This window comes from Brevundimonas sp. D3-1P, assembly GCF_055809335.1.
The window spans coordinates 3,000,788-3,016,602 of the sequence record NZ_CM147908.1; the positions used below are offsets into that span (position 1 = coordinate 3,000,788).

The 15,815-nt window shown below is 70.5% G+C and carries 18 protein-coding genes, 1 tRNA gene and 1 pseudogene; 18 read left to right on the top strand and 2 right to left on the bottom strand.

The features are described from left to right. The 10 genes from AC0L6G_RS15175 to AC0L6G_RS15220 all read left to right on the top strand — a co-directional run bounded on the left by AC0L6G_RS15175 (position 1) and on the right by AC0L6G_RS15220 (position 7,760). Positions 1-2,220, top strand: a complete 2,220-nt coding sequence (locus AC0L6G_RS15175) for a chemotaxis protein CheA (protein ID WP_473252563.1) — start codon at positions 1-3, stop codon at positions 2,218-2,220. Positions 2,221-2,223: 3 nt separating this feature from the next. Next, positions 2,224-2,679, top strand: coding sequence for a chemotaxis protein CheW (locus AC0L6G_RS15180; RefSeq protein ID WP_293828837.1), 456 nt, complete (start codon positions 2,224-2,226; stop codon positions 2,677-2,679). Further along, positions 2,676-3,536, top strand: a complete 861-nt coding sequence (locus AC0L6G_RS15185) for a CheR family methyltransferase (protein WP_473252564.1) — start codon at positions 2,676-2,678, stop codon at positions 3,534-3,536. Before AC0L6G_RS15180 ends, AC0L6G_RS15185 begins: the two co-directional genes overlap by 4 nt. Then, on the top strand, positions 3,533-4,570 hold the full coding sequence (locus tag AC0L6G_RS15190) for a protein-glutamate methylesterase/protein-glutamine glutaminase (protein WP_473252565.1): 1,038 nt from the start codon (positions 3,533-3,535) through the stop codon (positions 4,568-4,570). Before AC0L6G_RS15185 ends, AC0L6G_RS15190 begins: the two co-directional genes overlap by 4 nt. A gap of 13 nt (positions 4,571-4,583) precedes the next feature. Next, positions 4,584-4,973, top strand: a complete 390-nt coding sequence (locus tag AC0L6G_RS15195) for a response regulator (RefSeq protein WP_291538402.1) — start codon at positions 4,584-4,586, stop codon at positions 4,971-4,973. Next, entirely contained in the window at positions 4,970-5,512 is a 543-nt protein-coding gene (locus tag AC0L6G_RS15200) for a chemotaxis protein CheD (RefSeq protein WP_473252566.1), read from the top strand. The genes AC0L6G_RS15195 and AC0L6G_RS15200 overlap by 4 nt, the downstream gene beginning before the upstream one ends. Positions 5,513-5,514: 2 nt before the next feature. Further along, positions 5,515-5,850, top strand: coding sequence for a hypothetical protein (locus AC0L6G_RS15205; RefSeq protein ID WP_473252567.1), 336 nt, complete (start codon positions 5,515-5,517; stop codon positions 5,848-5,850). A gap of 228 nt (positions 5,851-6,078) precedes the next feature. Next, positions 6,079-6,155, top strand: a tRNA-Arg gene (locus tag AC0L6G_RS15210). Between the two features lie 154 nt (positions 6,156-6,309). Beyond that, a complete protein-coding gene (locus AC0L6G_RS15215) occupies positions 6,310-7,044 on the top strand; it encodes a cytochrome c oxidase assembly protein (RefSeq protein ID WP_293827047.1) in 735 nt (244 codons plus the stop codon). Beyond that, complete coding sequence (locus tag AC0L6G_RS15220; RefSeq protein ID WP_293827049.1) at positions 7,041-7,760, top strand: cytochrome b; 720 nt, start codon at positions 7,041-7,043, stop codon at positions 7,758-7,760. The genes AC0L6G_RS15215 and AC0L6G_RS15220 overlap by 4 nt, the downstream gene beginning before the upstream one ends. Positions 7,761-7,767: 7 nt before the next feature. On the opposite strand, the pseudogene AC0L6G_RS15225 reads toward AC0L6G_RS15220, so the two are convergent. Further along, positions 7,768-8,364: pseudogene (locus AC0L6G_RS15225) on the bottom strand (c-type cytochrome); the annotation flags it as partial. Positions 8,365-8,565: 201 nt separating this feature from the next. Here AC0L6G_RS15225 and AC0L6G_RS15230 point away from each other — a divergent pair. From AC0L6G_RS15230 to AC0L6G_RS15250, 5 genes are read left to right on the top strand one after another with little or no spacing between them, the layout of a single operon-like run. Further along, the gene (locus AC0L6G_RS15230; RefSeq protein ID WP_293827050.1) at positions 8,566-8,886 is read left to right on the top strand and encodes a c-type cytochrome; all 321 of its coding nucleotides are present in this window, start codon (positions 8,566-8,568) and stop codon (positions 8,884-8,886) included. Further along, complete coding sequence (gene coxB, locus AC0L6G_RS15235; protein WP_473252568.1) at positions 8,876-9,577, top strand: cytochrome c oxidase subunit II; 702 nt, start codon at positions 8,876-8,878, stop codon at positions 9,575-9,577. Before AC0L6G_RS15230 ends, coxB begins: the two co-directional genes overlap by 11 nt. A gap of 53 nt (positions 9,578-9,630) precedes the next feature. Continuing rightward, on the top strand, positions 9,631-9,852 hold the full coding sequence (locus tag AC0L6G_RS15240; RefSeq protein ID WP_473253262.1) for a c-type cytochrome: 222 nt from the start codon (positions 9,631-9,633) through the stop codon (positions 9,850-9,852). Continuing rightward, entirely contained in the window at positions 9,849-12,395 is a 2,547-nt protein-coding gene (locus AC0L6G_RS15245) for a cbb3-type cytochrome c oxidase subunit I (protein ID WP_473252569.1), read from the top strand. The genes AC0L6G_RS15240 and AC0L6G_RS15245 overlap by 4 nt, the downstream gene beginning before the upstream one ends. Then, positions 12,392-12,697, top strand: a complete 306-nt coding sequence (locus AC0L6G_RS15250) for a hypothetical protein (protein WP_291538383.1) — start codon at positions 12,392-12,394, stop codon at positions 12,695-12,697. The genes AC0L6G_RS15245 and AC0L6G_RS15250 overlap by 4 nt, the downstream gene beginning before the upstream one ends. Before the next feature lie 71 nt (positions 12,698-12,768). On the opposite strand, the gene AC0L6G_RS15255 is transcribed toward AC0L6G_RS15250, so the two are convergent. Next, the gene (locus tag AC0L6G_RS15255) at positions 12,769-13,143 is read right to left on the bottom strand and encodes an invasion associated locus B family protein (protein WP_291538380.1); all 375 of its coding nucleotides are present in this window, start codon (positions 13,141-13,143) and stop codon (positions 12,769-12,771) included. 208 nt (positions 13,144-13,351) lie between these two features. Between AC0L6G_RS15255 and AC0L6G_RS15260 the strand changes: the two genes are divergently transcribed. From AC0L6G_RS15260 to AC0L6G_RS15270, 3 genes are read left to right on the top strand one after another with little or no spacing between them, the layout of a single operon-like run. Beyond that, positions 13,352-13,699 carry a hypothetical protein gene (locus tag AC0L6G_RS15260; RefSeq protein WP_291538378.1) on the top strand — a complete coding sequence of 116 codons (348 nt, stop codon included), beginning with the start codon at positions 13,352-13,354 and terminating at the stop codon, positions 13,697-13,699. Beyond that, entirely contained in the window at positions 13,699-14,379 is a 681-nt protein-coding gene (locus tag AC0L6G_RS15265; protein ID WP_291538375.1) for a response regulator transcription factor, read from the top strand. Before AC0L6G_RS15260 ends, AC0L6G_RS15265 begins: the two co-directional genes overlap by 1 nt. Beyond that, entirely contained in the window at positions 14,376-15,815 is a 1,440-nt protein-coding gene (locus tag AC0L6G_RS15270; protein ID WP_473252572.1) for a sensor histidine kinase, read from the top strand. The genes AC0L6G_RS15265 and AC0L6G_RS15270 overlap by 4 nt, the downstream gene beginning before the upstream one ends.

Genomic DNA, 15,815 nt, shown 5'->3' on the forward strand with positions numbered 1-15,815 from the left:
ATGGACGCCTTCGAATCCATCAAAGCCACCTTCTTCCAGGAGTGCGACGAACTGCTCGCGGACCTGGAAGCCAAGCTGATGCTGCTGGAACAGGGCCAGACCGACATGGAGACGATCAACGCCGTCTTCCGCGCCGTCCATTCGGTCAAGGGCGGGGCGGGGGCGTTCGGGCTGGAGGCCCTGGTCCGGTTCGCCCATGTGTTCGAGACCTTGATGGACGAACTGCGCGCGGGCCGCAAACCCTGCGACGCCGTCACGGTCAAGACCCTGCTGCGCGCCTCCGACCTGCTGGCCGACCACATCCAGGCCGCCCAGGGCCTGATTCCGCCGGTGGACGAGGCGCGCTCGGCCGCCTTGGTCGCCGAACTGGAAGCCCTGACGCACGGCGGCGAGGCGCCGCCCGCCATGGAGGACGAGGACGACGATTTCGGCTTCACCCCCATGGCCTTCGACATGGCGCTGGACGAGGCCGTCGCGCCCGCACCTGTGGACGCCGCGCCGACCGGCTGGCGCGTCGTGTTCAGGCCGACGGGCCGGATGTACGCCAACGCCAACGAGACCGGCCTTCTGCTGCGCGAACTGGGACGGCTGGGTCCGCTCGAGGTCGTGCTGGACGACAGCGCCGTGCCGACCCTGGACGCCCTGGCGGTCGAGGAAGGCTGTCTGACCTGGACCGTCGACCTGGCGGCCCCGGTGGAGGAGGCCGCCGTGCGCGAGGTGTTCGATTTCGTCGAAAGCGACTGCGAACTGACGATCAGCCCGCTGGGCGGCGCGTCGGAACCGGCCCTGGCCCTCGCCGAGGTTTCTGCCGCCGAAGACGAACTGGACATCGCCGCCCTGCTGGCCCGCGCCTCCAGCGCCGTCGCCGAAGTCGCCGCCACGCCCGAACCGTCCGCCGCCCCGCCGTTCCAGACGCCGCCCCTCCAGACGCCCGCGCCCGTCGCCGCGTCTCCCGCCCCGCCCCCCGTCGCCCCGCCCCCCGTCGCCCCGCCCGCCGTCGCTGCGCCCCCCGTCGCCGCGCCGGTGACGATCCGCGTCGATCTGGACCGGGTGGATCGTCTGATCAACGTCGTGGGCGAACTGGTGATCCAGCAGGCCATGCTGTCCCAGCGCGTGCTGGAAAGCGGCCTGGCCCGGTCCTCCGGCGTCGCCCTGGGCCTGGAGGATCTGGAGCTTCTGACGCGCGAGATCCAGGACAGCGTCATGGCCATCCGCGCCCAGCCGGTGAAGTCGGTGTTCCAGCGGATGCCGCGCCTTGTGCGCGAGGTCGCCGACATGACCGCCAAACAGGTCCGTCTGGTCACGGCGGGCGAGGACACCGAGGTCGACAAGACGGTGGTCGAACGCCTGGCCGAACCCATCACCCATATGCTGCGCAACGCCATCGACCACGGGTTGGAGACGCCCGATGAACGGATCGCCGCAGGCAAGCCGGCCGAGGGGACCGTGCGCCTGGCCGCCCTGCACCGTTCGGGCCGCATCGTCATCGAGATCGCCGACGACGGCCGGGGCATCGATCGCGAGCGCGTACGAAAGATCGCCGTGGACAAGGGTCTGATCGCGGCCGACGCCGTGCTGGCCGACGAGCAGATCGATAATCTGATCTTCCTGCCGGGTTTCTCCACCGCCGCTGCGGTGTCCGACATCTCGGGCCGGGGCGTCGGCATGGACGTGGTCAAACGCTCGATCCAGGCCCTGGGGGGCCGCATCGCCATCGGCTCGGTTCCGGGCGAGGGATCGACCTTCACCCTCAGCCTGCCGCTGACCCTGGCGGTGATGGACGGCATGGTGGTCGCCGCCGCCGGGCAGACGCTGATCGCGCCGCTGCCGGCCATCGTCGAGAGCCTGACTCCCCAGGCCATCGACCTGCATCGCGTGGGGGGGGTCGATCCGGTCATCCGGTTCCGCGACCGCTTCCTGCCGCTGATCGACGTGGCCCTGACGATGGGTTTCAGCGAGACCGCCATCGACCCGACCGGCGGCGTCGCCGTGGTGGTCGAGACCGAGGGCGGCCAGCAGGCGGCCCTGCTGTTCGACGCCATCCAGGGCCAGCGCCAGGTCGTGATCAAGAGCCTGGAGACCAACTATCGGCAGGTCGAAGGCGTCGCCGCCGCCACCATCCTGGGCGACGGCCGCGTGGCCCTGATCCTCGACGTCGACGTCCTTGTCAGCGACATGCGCCGCAAGGCGGCCCGCCCCGACCTCAAGCTTGCGAGCTAAACCATGAACGAAGCCGAAGACACCCAGCGCGAACTGATCGCCTTCCGCATCGGCGCCCAGGAATTCTGCGTCGACATCATGTCGGTGCGCGAGATCAGGGGTTGGACGCCCGCGACGCCCCTGCCGCGCTCGCCCGGCTATATGAAGGGGGTCATCAATCTGCGCGGCGCCGTCCTGCCCATCATCGACCTGGGCGCGCGGTTCGGTCTGCAAACCTCCGAGCCGACGGCGCGGCACGTCATCATGGTCGCCCATATCGGGGGCCGGATGGTGGGGCTGCTTGTCGACGCCGTGTCCGACATCCTGCAGATGAGCGCCGCCGCCGTGCAGCCCACGCCCGACGTGGCCAGCGAAAGCGTGAAGACCTTCGTCAAGGGCATCTTCTCCATCGACGGGCGCATGATCAGCCTGATCGAACTGGACCACATCCTGCCGCAGGTCGAGGCCGAAGCCGCATGACCGCCGTCGCGGGCCGCGGATCCCTCGTCGAAGGCGAATTCGTCTTCACAGCCGATGATTTCCGCCACATCGCCGAAATGCTGCACGCCCACGCCGGCATCGCCCTGAACGAGGGCAAGGCCGCCCTGGTCTATTCGCGTCTGGCCAAGCGCCTGCGCACCCTGGGCCTGAACAGCTTCCGCGAATACTGCGCCCTGGTTCAGGGCGTGGACGGCGTGGACGAGCGCCAGAAGATGACGGCGGCCCTGACGACGAACGTCACCCGCTTCTACCGCGAGCCGCATCATTTCGACGACCTGCGCGACCGGGTGATGCCCGCCCTGGCCGCGCGCGCCCGCGCCGGCGGGCGCGTGCGTCTGTGGTCGGCCGCCTGCTCGAACGGGCAGGAGCCCTATTCGATGGCCCTGACCGTCCTGTCTGTCCTGCCCGAAGCGGCGGATCTGGACGTGCGCATCCTGGCCACCGACATCGACCCCAACATGGTCGCCCAGGGCCGCGACGGGACCTATTCCGAAGAGGCGCTGGAGCCTGCGCCCCCAGCCCTGTGGCGCAAATACTTCGACCGCGCGGATCGCGGCCAGTGGACCGCCGGACCCCAACTGCAACGTCTGGTCGCCTTTCGCGAACTGAACCTGATCGGCGACTGGCCGATGAAGGGCCGGTTCGACGTCGTCTTCTGCCGCAACGTGGTCATCTATTTCGACGACGCGACCCAGGAGCGGGTGTGGAAGCGGTTCATTCCCCTGATGACGCCTGGCGCCACCCTCTACATCGGCCATTCCGAGCGCGTTTCCGGCCCGGCCGCCGCCCAGCTGCGCACCGCCGGCCTGACCGCCTATCGCCTGGGGGCCGCATGACCCCCGTGCGCGTCCTGGTGGTCGACGACAGCCTGACCATGCGCGGCCTGATCTCGGCCGCCCTGAGGGCCGACCCCGAGATCGAGGTCGTGGGGACGGCCGCCGATCCCATCGAGGCGCGCGCTGCCATCAAGGCCCTGAACCCCGACGTCGTCACCCTCGACGTCGAAATGCCCAATATGAACGGGCTGGAGTTCCTGGAAAAGATCATGCGTCTGCGGCCCATGCCGGTGGTCATGGTCTCGACCCTGACGGCGGCCGGGACCGACGTGACCCTGGCGGCGCTGGAGATCGGCGCGGTGGACGCGGTGGCCAAGCCGGCGCTCGCCAGCGTCGGCGCCTTCCAGGAGCTGATCGGCAAGGTGAAGACCGCCGCCCGTTCGCGCGTCCGCGCCCGCGGCGACGCGCCCGCCGCCGCGAAGGCGCCCCAGGCCTATCGCCCCGCGTCCGACCACGTCCTGGCCATCGGCTCGTCCACCGGCGGGGTCGAGGCCCTGCTGACCGTGCTGGGCGGCTTTCCCGCCGACTGTCCCGCCACCGTCGTTACCCAGCACATGCCGGCGACCTTCACCGCCAGCTTCGCCGCCCGTTTGGACCGCGTCTGCGCCCCGAGCGTGAGCGAGGCCGTGGACGGGGCGCCGCTGAGGCCCGGCCATGTCTATCTGGCCCCCGGCGGGGCGACCCACCTGGAGGTCTCGCCCGGCGTCGTCCCGCGCTGTCGCCTGACGGCCGGCGAGCCGGTCAACGGCCACCGCCCCTCGGTCGATGTGATGTTCGACTCCGTCGTGCGGCTGAAGCGCCCGATGACGGGGGTCATCCTGACCGGCATGGGCCGTGACGGCGCCAGGGGTCTGCTGGCCATGCGCCAGGCTGGCGGCCGCACCCTGGGCCAGGACGAGGCGTCGTGCGTCGTCTACGGCATGCCCAAGGCCGCCTTCGAACTAGGTGCGGTGGAGCGGCAACTGCCGCTGCATCGCCTGGCCCCCGCCATTCTCGAACTGTGCGCCGACCCGGCCGCACGATCAGTCGCCTGACCGGGAGCGTCCCATGCCCGCCGCCGCCGCCATCCACTGCCTGGTCGTCGACGATCAGATGACCATGCGCTCGCTGGTCCGCACCAGCCTCCAGCAGCTCGGCGTGCGCGAAATCCGCGAGGCCTCGGATGGCGAGATCGCCCTGCGCGAAGTGGTGGTGAAGCCTGCCCACCTGATCATTTCCGACTACAACATGCCGAACCTGGACGGCCTGGGCCTGCTGCGGGCCGTGCGCGCCCATCCGCCCACGTCCAAGACCGCCTTCATCATGCTGACCGGCCGCGCGGACCGCGAACTGGTGCAGCGCGCGGTCCAGTTCGGGGTCAACAACTATCTGGTCAAACCCTTCACGGTCGCCCAGTTGAAGGGCAAGATGGAAGCCGTGTTCGGACCCCTGACATGAGCTTCGCCGCCCTGAGGGACGGCGCGGAAAAGCGCGTTCACGTCGGCCAGGGCGAACATGTCGTCACGTCCGATCCCGATGTCGTCCTCAGCACCATCCTGGGCTCCTGCGTGGCCATGTGCCTGCGCGATCCGCAGGCCGGGGTGGGGGGCATGAACCATTTCCTGCTGCCGGAGGGGACGGGGGCGGGAACCGACGCGGGCCGCCGCTACGGCGCCTATGCGATGGAGCTGCTGATCAACGACCTGCTCAAGGCCGGCGGCCGGCGCGAGCGGCTGGAGGCCAAGCTGTTCGGCGGCGGACGGATGTTCGACGCCCTGCGCGACGTCGGCCGCGCCAACGCCGACTTCGCCGAACGCTTCCTGCGCGACGAGGGCATTGCAGTCGTGGGCGGCAGTCTGCGCGGCGAGGGCGGCCGTCGCCTGCATTACTGGCCGGTCAGCGGCCGGGCGCTGCAACGGGCCGTCGCCGACACCGTCGCCCCCCGTCCCGTCGCGGTCGCCCCGCCCGCCGAGATCGGCGCGCTGGAGCTGTTCTGAGAATGGCCCTCGCGCCCGACCAGGCCCGACTGCTGGCCGCCGTCGCCGACGAGCTGGTCCGCGCCCGCGCCGAGGTTGAGGCCGTCGAAGCCCTGGTCGCCCGGCTGGTCCGCCACGCCCCCGCCGCCGACCGGCCCGCCGCCCTGATCCAGGCCCAGGGGCTGGACGCCCTGAACCAGAACCTCGACTCCCTGGCGGCCGTGCTGCGCGCGCTCGGTCAGGGGGCGGACCCCGACCAGGCCGTCGATCCTGTTGCGCTGGCCGATCTCGCCGCGCGTCTGCGCCCCGCCGGGGACCGCGCCCCGACCGCCGATCCCGGCGACCTGATCCTGTTCTGACGCCGCCCCTGCACGCCCGGTTAACGGCCAAGCCGGGCTTGCGGAACAAGCGCGAAACGAATCGGGACCGAATCGCTGACTCGCCCCGATTCGCCCTTTGTTCACCGCGACATCTGGTAGGTTAAGCCGCCTTAACCACAACGCCGTTCGCCGGCGCCGCGGAACCCGTCCGTTTTTTCCCCGCCGCCGCTTCCCGAACCGCGCGCGAGCCGCTAGGTCATCGCCCATGGCCCCGTAGCTCAGCCGCATAGAGCAAGGCTTTCCTAAAGCCGAGGTCGCAGGTTGGAGTCCTGCCGGGGTCGCCAACGACGGGGAATCGGTGATGTGCGCCAAGCCTGCGATCGGTTCCAGACGTCGTGTCGCACCCGCCCGGACACGCGGCGGCGGAACCGGACGGGTCTGGAGGGTTTTCGCCAAGGCGTAGCTTGAGCGGACGCCCGTCCGGGCGAGGGGTTGATCATGGATGCTGGTCCGATCTGGACGCCCTATTGCGGCCCGGCGCCCCTGGCCGGGGACTGGCGCTGGAACCTGGATCCGATGCTGCTGGGCGTGCTGGTCGTGGCCTCGGCCGTGATCGCGATGCGGCTGGAGGGGCGACGGCGCCTGTTCGGCCTGGCGGCGACGGGGGTTCTGGCGATCAGTTTGGTTTCGCCCCTGTGCGCCCTCAGCTCGGCGCTGTTCTCGGCCCGCACCGTGCATCATGTCCTGCTGGTCGGCGTGGCCGCGCCCCTGCTGGCCTGGGCGGCGCCGGTCGGGCCGGCGCGACGGCGCGCAGGCGGCGGCCTGGTCCTGGCGACGGCGGCGCAGGCGGCGGTGCTGTGGGCCTGGCACGCGCCGGGCCTCTATGCTGCGGCCTTGTCGAACGATGCGGTCTATTGGGCGATGCAGCTCAGCCTGCTGGGCGCGGCCGTCTGGTTCTGGACGACGGTGCGGCGGGCCTCGGCGCCGGCGGCGGTGGTGGGCCTGCTGGCCGCCATGCTGGCCATGGGCCTGCTGGGCGCGATCCTGACCTTCGCCGGCCAGGCGGTCTATGCGCCGCATTTCCACACCACCCTGACCTGGGGGATGACGCCGCTGGAGGATCAGCAGGCGGCCGGCCTGATCATGTGGGCGCCGGCGGCGGCGCTCTATCTGTTCGCGGCCCTGGCGGTGCTGGGGCGGATGCTGGGGCCGACGCGCGAGGTTGCGGCGTGATCGCCCGGCTGTTCCAGCAGGCCCTGGAATGGGCGGCGGGCCATCATGACGAGGGGCGCTATTCCCCGGTCGCCATCGGCTTTCACTGGACCATGGCCGCTCTGGTGGCGTTCCAGATCGGCTGGGGGTTCTGGATGGGGCGTCAGCCGGTCGGCACGGCCATGGTCGGGGCCTATGACGTGCATTTCGCGGTCGGGGTGCTGATGCTGGTGCTGGTGATCGGGCGGCTTTCGTGGCGGCTGATGGCGCCGGACCTGGTCAATGACGCGGACAAGCCGGGCTGGGAGAGCTGGGCGGCGCACGTCACCCATTATGTCTTCTACATCTGCCTGTTCGGCCTGCCGCTGACGGGCTGGGCGATGATCTCGGCGACGGACCGCACCCGCCATCTGGAGGTGGTCGGCCTGATCCCCTGGCCCTTGCTGCCGTTTCAGGATTTGTCGAACACCCAGCTATGGGCGATCGAGGCGGCGGCGGAATGGATGCACTGGGGCATGGTGCTGACGTTGCTGCTGATGATCCCGATCCACGCGGGGGCGGCGCTCAAGCACCATCTGATCGATCGGGACGACGTGTTTCACGCGATGCTGCCGGTCGTGCCGCTGCGTCCACGGAAGCGGACTCGCTGGCAGCGGCGCTGGCGGGCGCTTGAGCGGCGGGCCGTGTCGACAGCCAAAGGGCTATGGCGCGGGCTTCTGGGTCCGAAAGCGATCTGACGGCGGCGGCCATGACGCCGCGCGGGTCGTTGCGGCGCTCGCCCGATTTCCAGCGATCGATCTGCTCCAGCGTATAGGCGGCGGGCTGGCCGGCGATCGGGGGATTGCCGCCGCGACCCGCGCCTTCGCCGTTCGCCCCGTGACAGGCGGCGCAGGCCACGATCCCGCGCGACGGATCGCCGGTCAGATAGACGTCCGGCGTCGGCGCGGGCGGCGCGTCGGAAGGCGGCGTATTGGGCGGCGAGGCGGGCAGGCCGGCGTACCAGGCGGCGACGGCGCGGCGATCCGTCTGGTTCAGCGCCTTGGCGATGCGCGTCATCTGGTCGTCGGGGCGCAGGCCCGAGGCGTAGTCCTCCATCTGCTTCTGCAGATAGCCGACGTCCAGGCCGGCCAGGCGGGGCGCCGAAACCCCGTCGCCCTGTCCCTGCAGTCCGTGGCAGGTGAAGCAGGCGTTGGCCGCCCCGCCCGCGCCGCCGCTCATGGCGATGGTCCGGCCGTCGGCGCTGAAGGCCGCGTCTGTATGGCCGCGCGTGGAGTCGCAGCCGGCCAGCGCCGCCAGGCCGAACGACAGACCGATGAGGGAGAGGGGCGGGCGCACGCCCATCGAACCCGTCTCTATGGCGAAGGTTCCGGCCGCGGCGCTGGACGGCGTGTCGCACCCGGGAACCACGGCGGGGATGGCGGATTGTGTGGTCGAGCTTTTGGGGGCGGGATGAGACGATCGACGCAGGCGCGCCGAAGCACGAGGGGGCCGTCTATCACGCGCCTGCCCGTACTGGCGGCCGTTTGCCTGCTGGCGGGTTGCGTGGACAAGGCCGATCTGCCGCGCCCGGTGGCCCAGGGCGACGCCGCCAGGGGGCTGGCCGTGGTGAACCAGGTCGGATGCGCCGCCTGTCACAGCATACCCGACGTCGCCTGGCCCCGGGGGCGCAGCGCCTCCGACCTGGCCGGCTTCGGCGCCCGGCCGATGATCGCCGGCCGCCTGCCCAACCAGCCCGACGTCCTGATCCGCTGGTTGATCGACGCCCCTTCCCTGGACCCCCAGACCGCCATGCCGCCCATGCCCCTGTCCCACGACCAAGCCCGCGACGTCGCGGCCTATCTGTATTCGCTCGATGACGACTGAAGCGACGCCCGGCATCGCCGGCTGGCCCCCGCCCGTGCTCGATCCGGCCGGACCGTTCGCGGCCCCCATCCACACCGTGGCCTGGGTGCTGTTCGTCATGTCCGTGGTGGTCATGGCGATCGTGCTGGCCGCCCTGAGCGTGGCCCTGTTCGGCCCGCGCAAATGGAAGCGGCGCGTCGGCGGCGAGCGGCTGGTCTGGACGGCGGGCCTGGCCTTTCCCGTCGTGGTGCTGACGGGGTTGCTGATCTATGGCCTGAACACCACCGCCCGGATCGCCGATGCGCCCCGGCCCGGCGAGATGCGCGTGCGCGTCACCGGCGAGATGTGGTGGTGGCGCGTCGCCTATCTGGACGACCAGGGGCGCGAGATCCTTCAGGACGCCAACGAGGTGCACATCCCCGTCGGCCGTCCGGTGGTGTTCGAGCTGGAAAGCGCCGACGTGATCCACAGCTTCTGGGTCCCGCGCCTGGGCGGCAAGACCGACATGATCCCGGGCCGGCGCAACTTCATGCGGCTGCAGGCGGATCGGCCGGGGACCTATGGCGGCCAGTGCGCCGAATACTGCGGCGGGCCCCATGCGCTGATGGGGCTGGTGGTCGTCGCACATGAGCCGACCCGGTTCGCCGCCTGGCGCGACCGCCAGGCGGGGGCGCCCGGCCGGCAGTCTCGGCGCAGGAGACGCCCGACCTGATCGCGCGCGGACGCGACGTCTTCGCCGCCTCGGGCTGCGCGGCCTGCCACACCATTCGCGGGACCGAGGCCAACGGCCTGGCCGGTCCCGACCTGACCCACGTCGGGTCGCGCCAGACCCTGGGCGCGGGCATCCTGCCGAACAATCAGGGCACGATGGCCGGTTGGATTTCCGACAGCCAGGCCATCAAGCCCGGCAACCGGATGCCCGCCTATCCGGTGCTGGCGGGTCAGGATCTGCGCGCCGTCGCCGCCTATCTGGAAAGCCTGAAATGAGTTCGGAAACCGGGTTCGACACCGAACTCTACAAACGCTTTCCGACCACCGAGCCCCGGCCCGAGGGCGAGCTGGAGCAGCTGGAGGAGGTCTGGTGCGGCCCGCGCAAGCCGTGGGAATGGATCACCGCGATCAACAACAACTACGTCGGCGTCTATTACGTCGGCGCGGCCATGCTGTTCTTCGTGCTGGCCGGGGTTCTGGCGTTGCTGATGCGGACCCAGCTGGCCCTGCCGATGACGGGCTTCCTGGCGCAGGAGACCTACAACCAGATCTTCACCATGCACGGCACGGTGATGATGTTTCTGTTCGCCGTGCCGGCGGTCGAGGCGCTGGGCGTGCTGCTTTTGCCGCAGATGCTGGGCGCGCGCGACCTGCCGTTTCCGCGCCTGTCGGCCTACGCCTTCTGGGCCTATCTGGTCGGGGGGCTGGCCTTTTTCTGCTCGCTGTTCTTCGGCCTGGCCCCGAACGGCGGCTGGTTCATGTATCCGCCCCTGACCGGCATGACCTATTCGCCGGGGATCAACGCCGATTTCTGGCTGCTGGGCATCGGCTTCATCGAGATATCGGCCATCGCCGGCGCCATCGAGATCATCGTCGGCGTCCTGAAGACCCGGGCGCCCGGCATGTCCTTGGACAAGCTGCCGATCTTCGCCTGGGCCATGCTGATCTTCGCCTGCATGATCGTGATCGCCTTCCCTTCGGTGATCCTGTCGACCCTGCTGCTGGAGATGGAGCGGGCGCTGGGCTGGCCCTTCTTCGATCCGGCCAAGGGGGGCGACCCCATGCTGTGGCAGCACCTGTTCTGGTTCTTCGGCCACCCGGAGGTCTACATCATCTTCCTGCCGGCGGCCGGCGCCATGTCGACCCTGATCCCGGCGGTGGCCCAGACGAAACTGGTCGGATACCGGCTGGTGGTCCTGGCCATGCTGGCGACCGGCTTCATCAGCTTCGGCGTCTGGGCGCACCACATGTTCACCACCGGCATGCCCCAGATCTCGATCAACTATTTCAGCGCCGCCTCGATGGCCGTCAGCGTGCCGGCGGGGGTGCAGGTGTTCGCCTGGATCGCCACCCTGGCGGCGGGCAGGATGCGGTTCAACACGCCCGGCCTGTTCGCGGTCGGGGGGCTGGTGATCTTCGTCATGGGCGGCCTGACCGGGGTGATGGTGGCCATGGTCCCCTTCGACTGGCAGGCCCACGACAGCTATTTCATCGTCGCCCACCTGCACTACGTCCTGATCGGCGGCATGGTCTTTCCGCTGTTCGCGGCCATCTACTACTGGCTGCCGATGTCCAGCGCGCGGCCGCTGTCCGAACGCTGGGGCAGGTGGATCTTCTGGCTGATGTTCGTCGGCCACAACGTGACCTTCCTGCCGATGCACCTGACCGGGCTGATGGGGATGCCGCGCCGGGTCTACACCTATCTGCCCGACCGGGGCTGGGACCTGCCCAACATGATCTCCACGATCGGGTCGTTCCTGTTCGGCCTGGCGGTCCTGCTGTGGGTCGTGGACATGATCCGCAACTTCCGCCCGTTCGGGGCGCGCGAGGCCGGCAATGTGTTCAATGGGCCGGGGCTGGAGTGGCTCGCGGCCGGTCGGTATTCGCTGCGGTCGACGCCGGTGATCAGGAGCCTTTATCCGCTCTGGGACCAGAAGGACCTGGAGCGGGACGTGGTCGCCGGCCGCTACTTCATGCCGGGGGCGCCGCGCGGCGAGCGGGAGACCATCGTCACCAGCCCGGTCAACGCCGAGCCGCAATATGTGCTGCGCATCCCCAGGCCCTCCAGCTGGTACGTGTGGGCGGCCGTCTTCACCGCCGGCTTCTTCCTGATCCTGACGGTTCAGGCCTATCTGATCGCGGTCGTCAGCGGCCTCCTGGCGATCTACTGCATCTGGGAATGGGCCTGGCGGCTGGACCGGCCCAATGCGAACGCGACGGTCGACGTCGGGGGCGGGGTGCGCCTGCCGACCTATGTGTCGGGACCGTCCAGCCACGGCTGGTGGGCCATGGTCATCACCCTGATCGTGGGCGGGATGGTCGCGGCGATGGCGTGCTTCTCCTACGTCTTCCTGTGGAGCCGGCGGCCCGACCTCTGGCAGGCGCCGCCCGACCTGGCGTCGCTGCCGTTGACGCTGGGGCTCCTGGCCGTGGCCGGCCTGGGCGGGTGGGCCGGGCAGGGCGCGCTGAAGCTGGATCGTCCGCGCAGTCCGATGATCGCGGCGGGATTGATGCTGGTCGCCGCCGTGGCCGCGGGCGGGGCCTGGGCGGCCGAGGCCTGGGCCTGGTGGGATTCGGGCCTGCGTCCCGACGCCTCCAGCCAGGGCGCCACGGTTTTCGCCCTTCTGGCCTGGCAGGGGCTGTTCGTGGGCATCTGCCTGCTGATGGGGCCGTTCGCCCTGCTGCGCTGGCTGTTCGGCCATCTGTCGCCCGAACGCCCCGCGACCTTCGAGCTGATCGCCCTGTTCCTGGCCTTCACCGCGCTTCAGGGCGGGGTCACGACCCTGCTTGTGCGGCTGTTTCCCGGCGTGATGTCATGAGGTTCTGGCTGACGGCGCTGGGCGGGCTGACGATCTGGGCGGTCCATTTCCTGGGCCTTTATGTTCTGGCCAGCGTCGCGGACGTGGCCTGGCGCGACGCGGCGGGCGGGCGGGCCGCGGGCCTGGTCTTCAGCCTGGCGTGCCTGGCGGCCGTGGCCCTGGCCGGCCTGTCCGCGGCTCGCGGCCTGCGCCGGCCGCCGTCGGACGAGACGCGGCTGTTCGGCCTGCGGATGGGGGTGGCGGGGGCCGTCGTCGCCGGCGTGGGCGTGATGTTCCAGACCGCCCCGCTGCTGGTCGTCTGAGGCCTGCGGACGACCGAAAGGGCGCGGTCGGATCGACCGCGCCCCATCCGGCCCGAAGCCGGAGAGAAGGCTCAGCCGCGACGGTGGTCGCGGTCGCGGCGCTCGGCGCGGATCTGGGCCGACAGGCGGTCGAAGCGACGATCCAGATCGGCCCGTTCCCAGGCCGTCAGGCCGCCGCGGCGGTAGCTGGCCTCCAGCCGCAGCAGGCTGTCGAACTCGCCGCGCAGCCGGGTCGCTTCGCGGCGGCTGATCTGGCCCGAGCGGACGCCCTGGTCGATGCGGCGATCCAGGTTGGCCTGGCGGGCGTTGACGGACTGCCAGGACCCGTAGCCCGCGTGCTGGGCGCCCTGATGCGCCGGGGCCGGACGGTGATTGGATTGGGCGAGCGAGGGGGCCGCGACGGAGACGGCGGCCAGGATGAGGGCGGGGGCGATAAGCTTGCGCATGACGATCTCCTTGGTAGGCGCCGCCGGTCGGGATCGGCCGGCGTTGGGCATACAAGACCACGCCCGGCCTGAGCCCGATCTGAACGGCCGCGCTCAGGCGGCGTTCATCTGCATGACTTCGCCGACAGGTGCGTTTGGATGGCGGCGAGGCTTGGACTATAAAGGGCATTCAGCGCCCGTTCAGATGAAGGGGGCTAGATCGGTCGCCATGTTCCGCAAACCCGCCAGCCTCATCGCCGCCCCGGCCCTGGCCCTGACCTCGGCCCTGGCCTTGGCCCTCGCTCCCGTCCTCGCCGCCGAGGCGGTCGCCCAGTCTCGCGACCAAGCGCAACAGTCGCAGGAACGCGGCCCCCGCGTCAGTCCCGACGAGGCGCGCCGCCGTGGCGGCGAGGCCGGACGCGGACGTCCCATCGACACCCAGCCGCGCCGCGACGGCAACTATTCCGTCCTGGTCGAACGCGACGGCCGCGTGCGCGAGGTGGTGGTGGACGGCCAGACCGGCCAGGCCCGCCAAGGCGGCTCGAACGACAATACTCAACGACGCAGGCCCAACTGATGCGCGTGCTTCTGGTCGAGGACGACGTGGACCTGTCGCGCCAGCTGAAGGCGGCGCTGGGCGACGCGGGCTATGCGGTCGATCACGCGCCGGACGGCGAGGAAGCCCATTATCTGGGCGAGAACGAACCCTATGACGTGATCGTGCTGGATCTGGGCCTGCCCAAGATCGACGGCGTGTCGGTGCTGGAACGCTGGCGGCGCGAGGGCAAGACCACGCCGGTCCTGATCCTGACGGCGCGCGGCGCCTGGTCGGACAAGGTGGCGGGCTTCGACGCCGGGGCCGACGACTATCTGACCAAGCCATTCCATACCGAGGAGCTGCTGGCGCGGCTGCGGGCGCTGTTGCGCCGCTCGGCGGGCATCGCCTCGGCGACCCTGTCGTGCGGGGGCCTCAGGCTCGATCCCCGGGCCGCGCGGGCCAGCGTCAACGGCGAGCCGCTGCGGCTGACGTCGCTGGAATACCGGCTGCTGCACTACATGATGATGCATCAGGGCCGCGTCATCAGCCGCACCGAACTGGTCGAACACCTGTACGACCAGGACTTCGACCGCGATTCCAACACCATCGAGGTCTTCATCGGCCGGGTGCGCAAGAAGGTGGGGTCGGACCGGATCGAGACCGTGCGCGGCCTGGGATACCGGCTGACCCCGCTGGCGGGCGAATCCGAAGCCGCGTGACCGGGGCGCCGGCCGCCAAGGGCCCCGACTGGGGCCGCTGGTTCGGGCGGCCGGGACGGTCGCTGACGCGCCGACTGATCTGGCTGGCCTCGGCCTGGATCCTGGTGGCCCTGGTGGTCGCGGCCCTGGTCCTGACCCAGGCCTTCCAGGAATCGGCCCTGCGCCGTCTGGGCGCCATGCTGAACGAGACCATCGACGAGATCGTGGTCGCCGCCAGCCGCACCCCGCCCGGCGACGTGGTCCCCCAGATTCAGGACGCCCGCACCCTGCGCCTGCTGTCGGGCAAATACTGGCAGATCCTGGAGGTGCGGCCGGACGGACAGCGGGTCAGCCTGGCGCGCTCCACCTCGCTGTGGCGTTACGACCTGGCCCTGCCGGAGGACCTGCCCCGGCGGCTGGATGCGGCGTTCGGGGACGTCATCACCTTCAACACGACCGGCCCCAAGGACGACGCCCAGACGCGCGAACCCTTGCGCGTCGCCGCCAGCATGAAGTCCATCCCCCGGCACGAGCACCCGATCATCTTCATCGCCGCGGTGGACCGGTCCGAGGTGGACGCCGACACGCGCCAGTTCGCCCATGTCGCCTGGATCGCCCTCATGATCCTGGGGCTGGGGCTGGTGTCGGCGGTCTTCATCCAGGTGCGGATCGGCCTGCGCCCCCTGTTCGACCTGCGCGACGAGATCGCGGACGTGCGCAAGGGCAGGTCGGCCCGGATCGGCCGGTCCTATCCGCTGGAGATCCAGCCCCTGGCCGAACAGGTCAACCGCCTGCTGGACCATAACCAGGAGGTGGTGGAGCGCCAGCGCACCCACGTCGGCAACCTGGCCCATGCGTTGAAGACGCCGATCTCGGTCATGCTGGCCGAGGCGGGAACGGCCGAAGGCGACCTGCCCGAACTGGTGCGGCGCCAGACCCGGGTGATGCAGGGCCAGGTCGATCACCACCTGCGCCGCGCCCGCGCCGCCGCCCGCGCCGCCCACGGCCTGGGCGAGACGACGCCGGTGCCCGAGGTGCTGGACGAACTGGCCGTCATGATCGAACAGGTGTTCCGCGCCAAGGGGGTCGAGATCGACTGGCGCGCCCCCGACGACCTGGCCTTCCTGGGCGAGCGCCAGGACCTGCAGGAGATCCTGGGCAATCTGATCGAGAACGCGGCCAAGTTCGCCCGGCGGCGGGTGCGCGTCTCGGCCGGGGGCAGCGGCCTGGGGCAGATGATCCTGGTGGTCGAGGACGACGGCCCGGGCCTGCCCGCCGATCAGCGCGACACGGTCATGCAGCGCGGCGCCCGGCTGGACGAGAGCGCGCCGGGCTCGGGCCTGGGCCTGTCCATCGTCGAGGACCTGACGCGCGCCTATGGCGGCCGGCTGACCCTGGCGGACAGCGACATGGGCGGGCTGAAGGCGGTGCTGGAGCTGCCGGCCGCCCAGACCTGA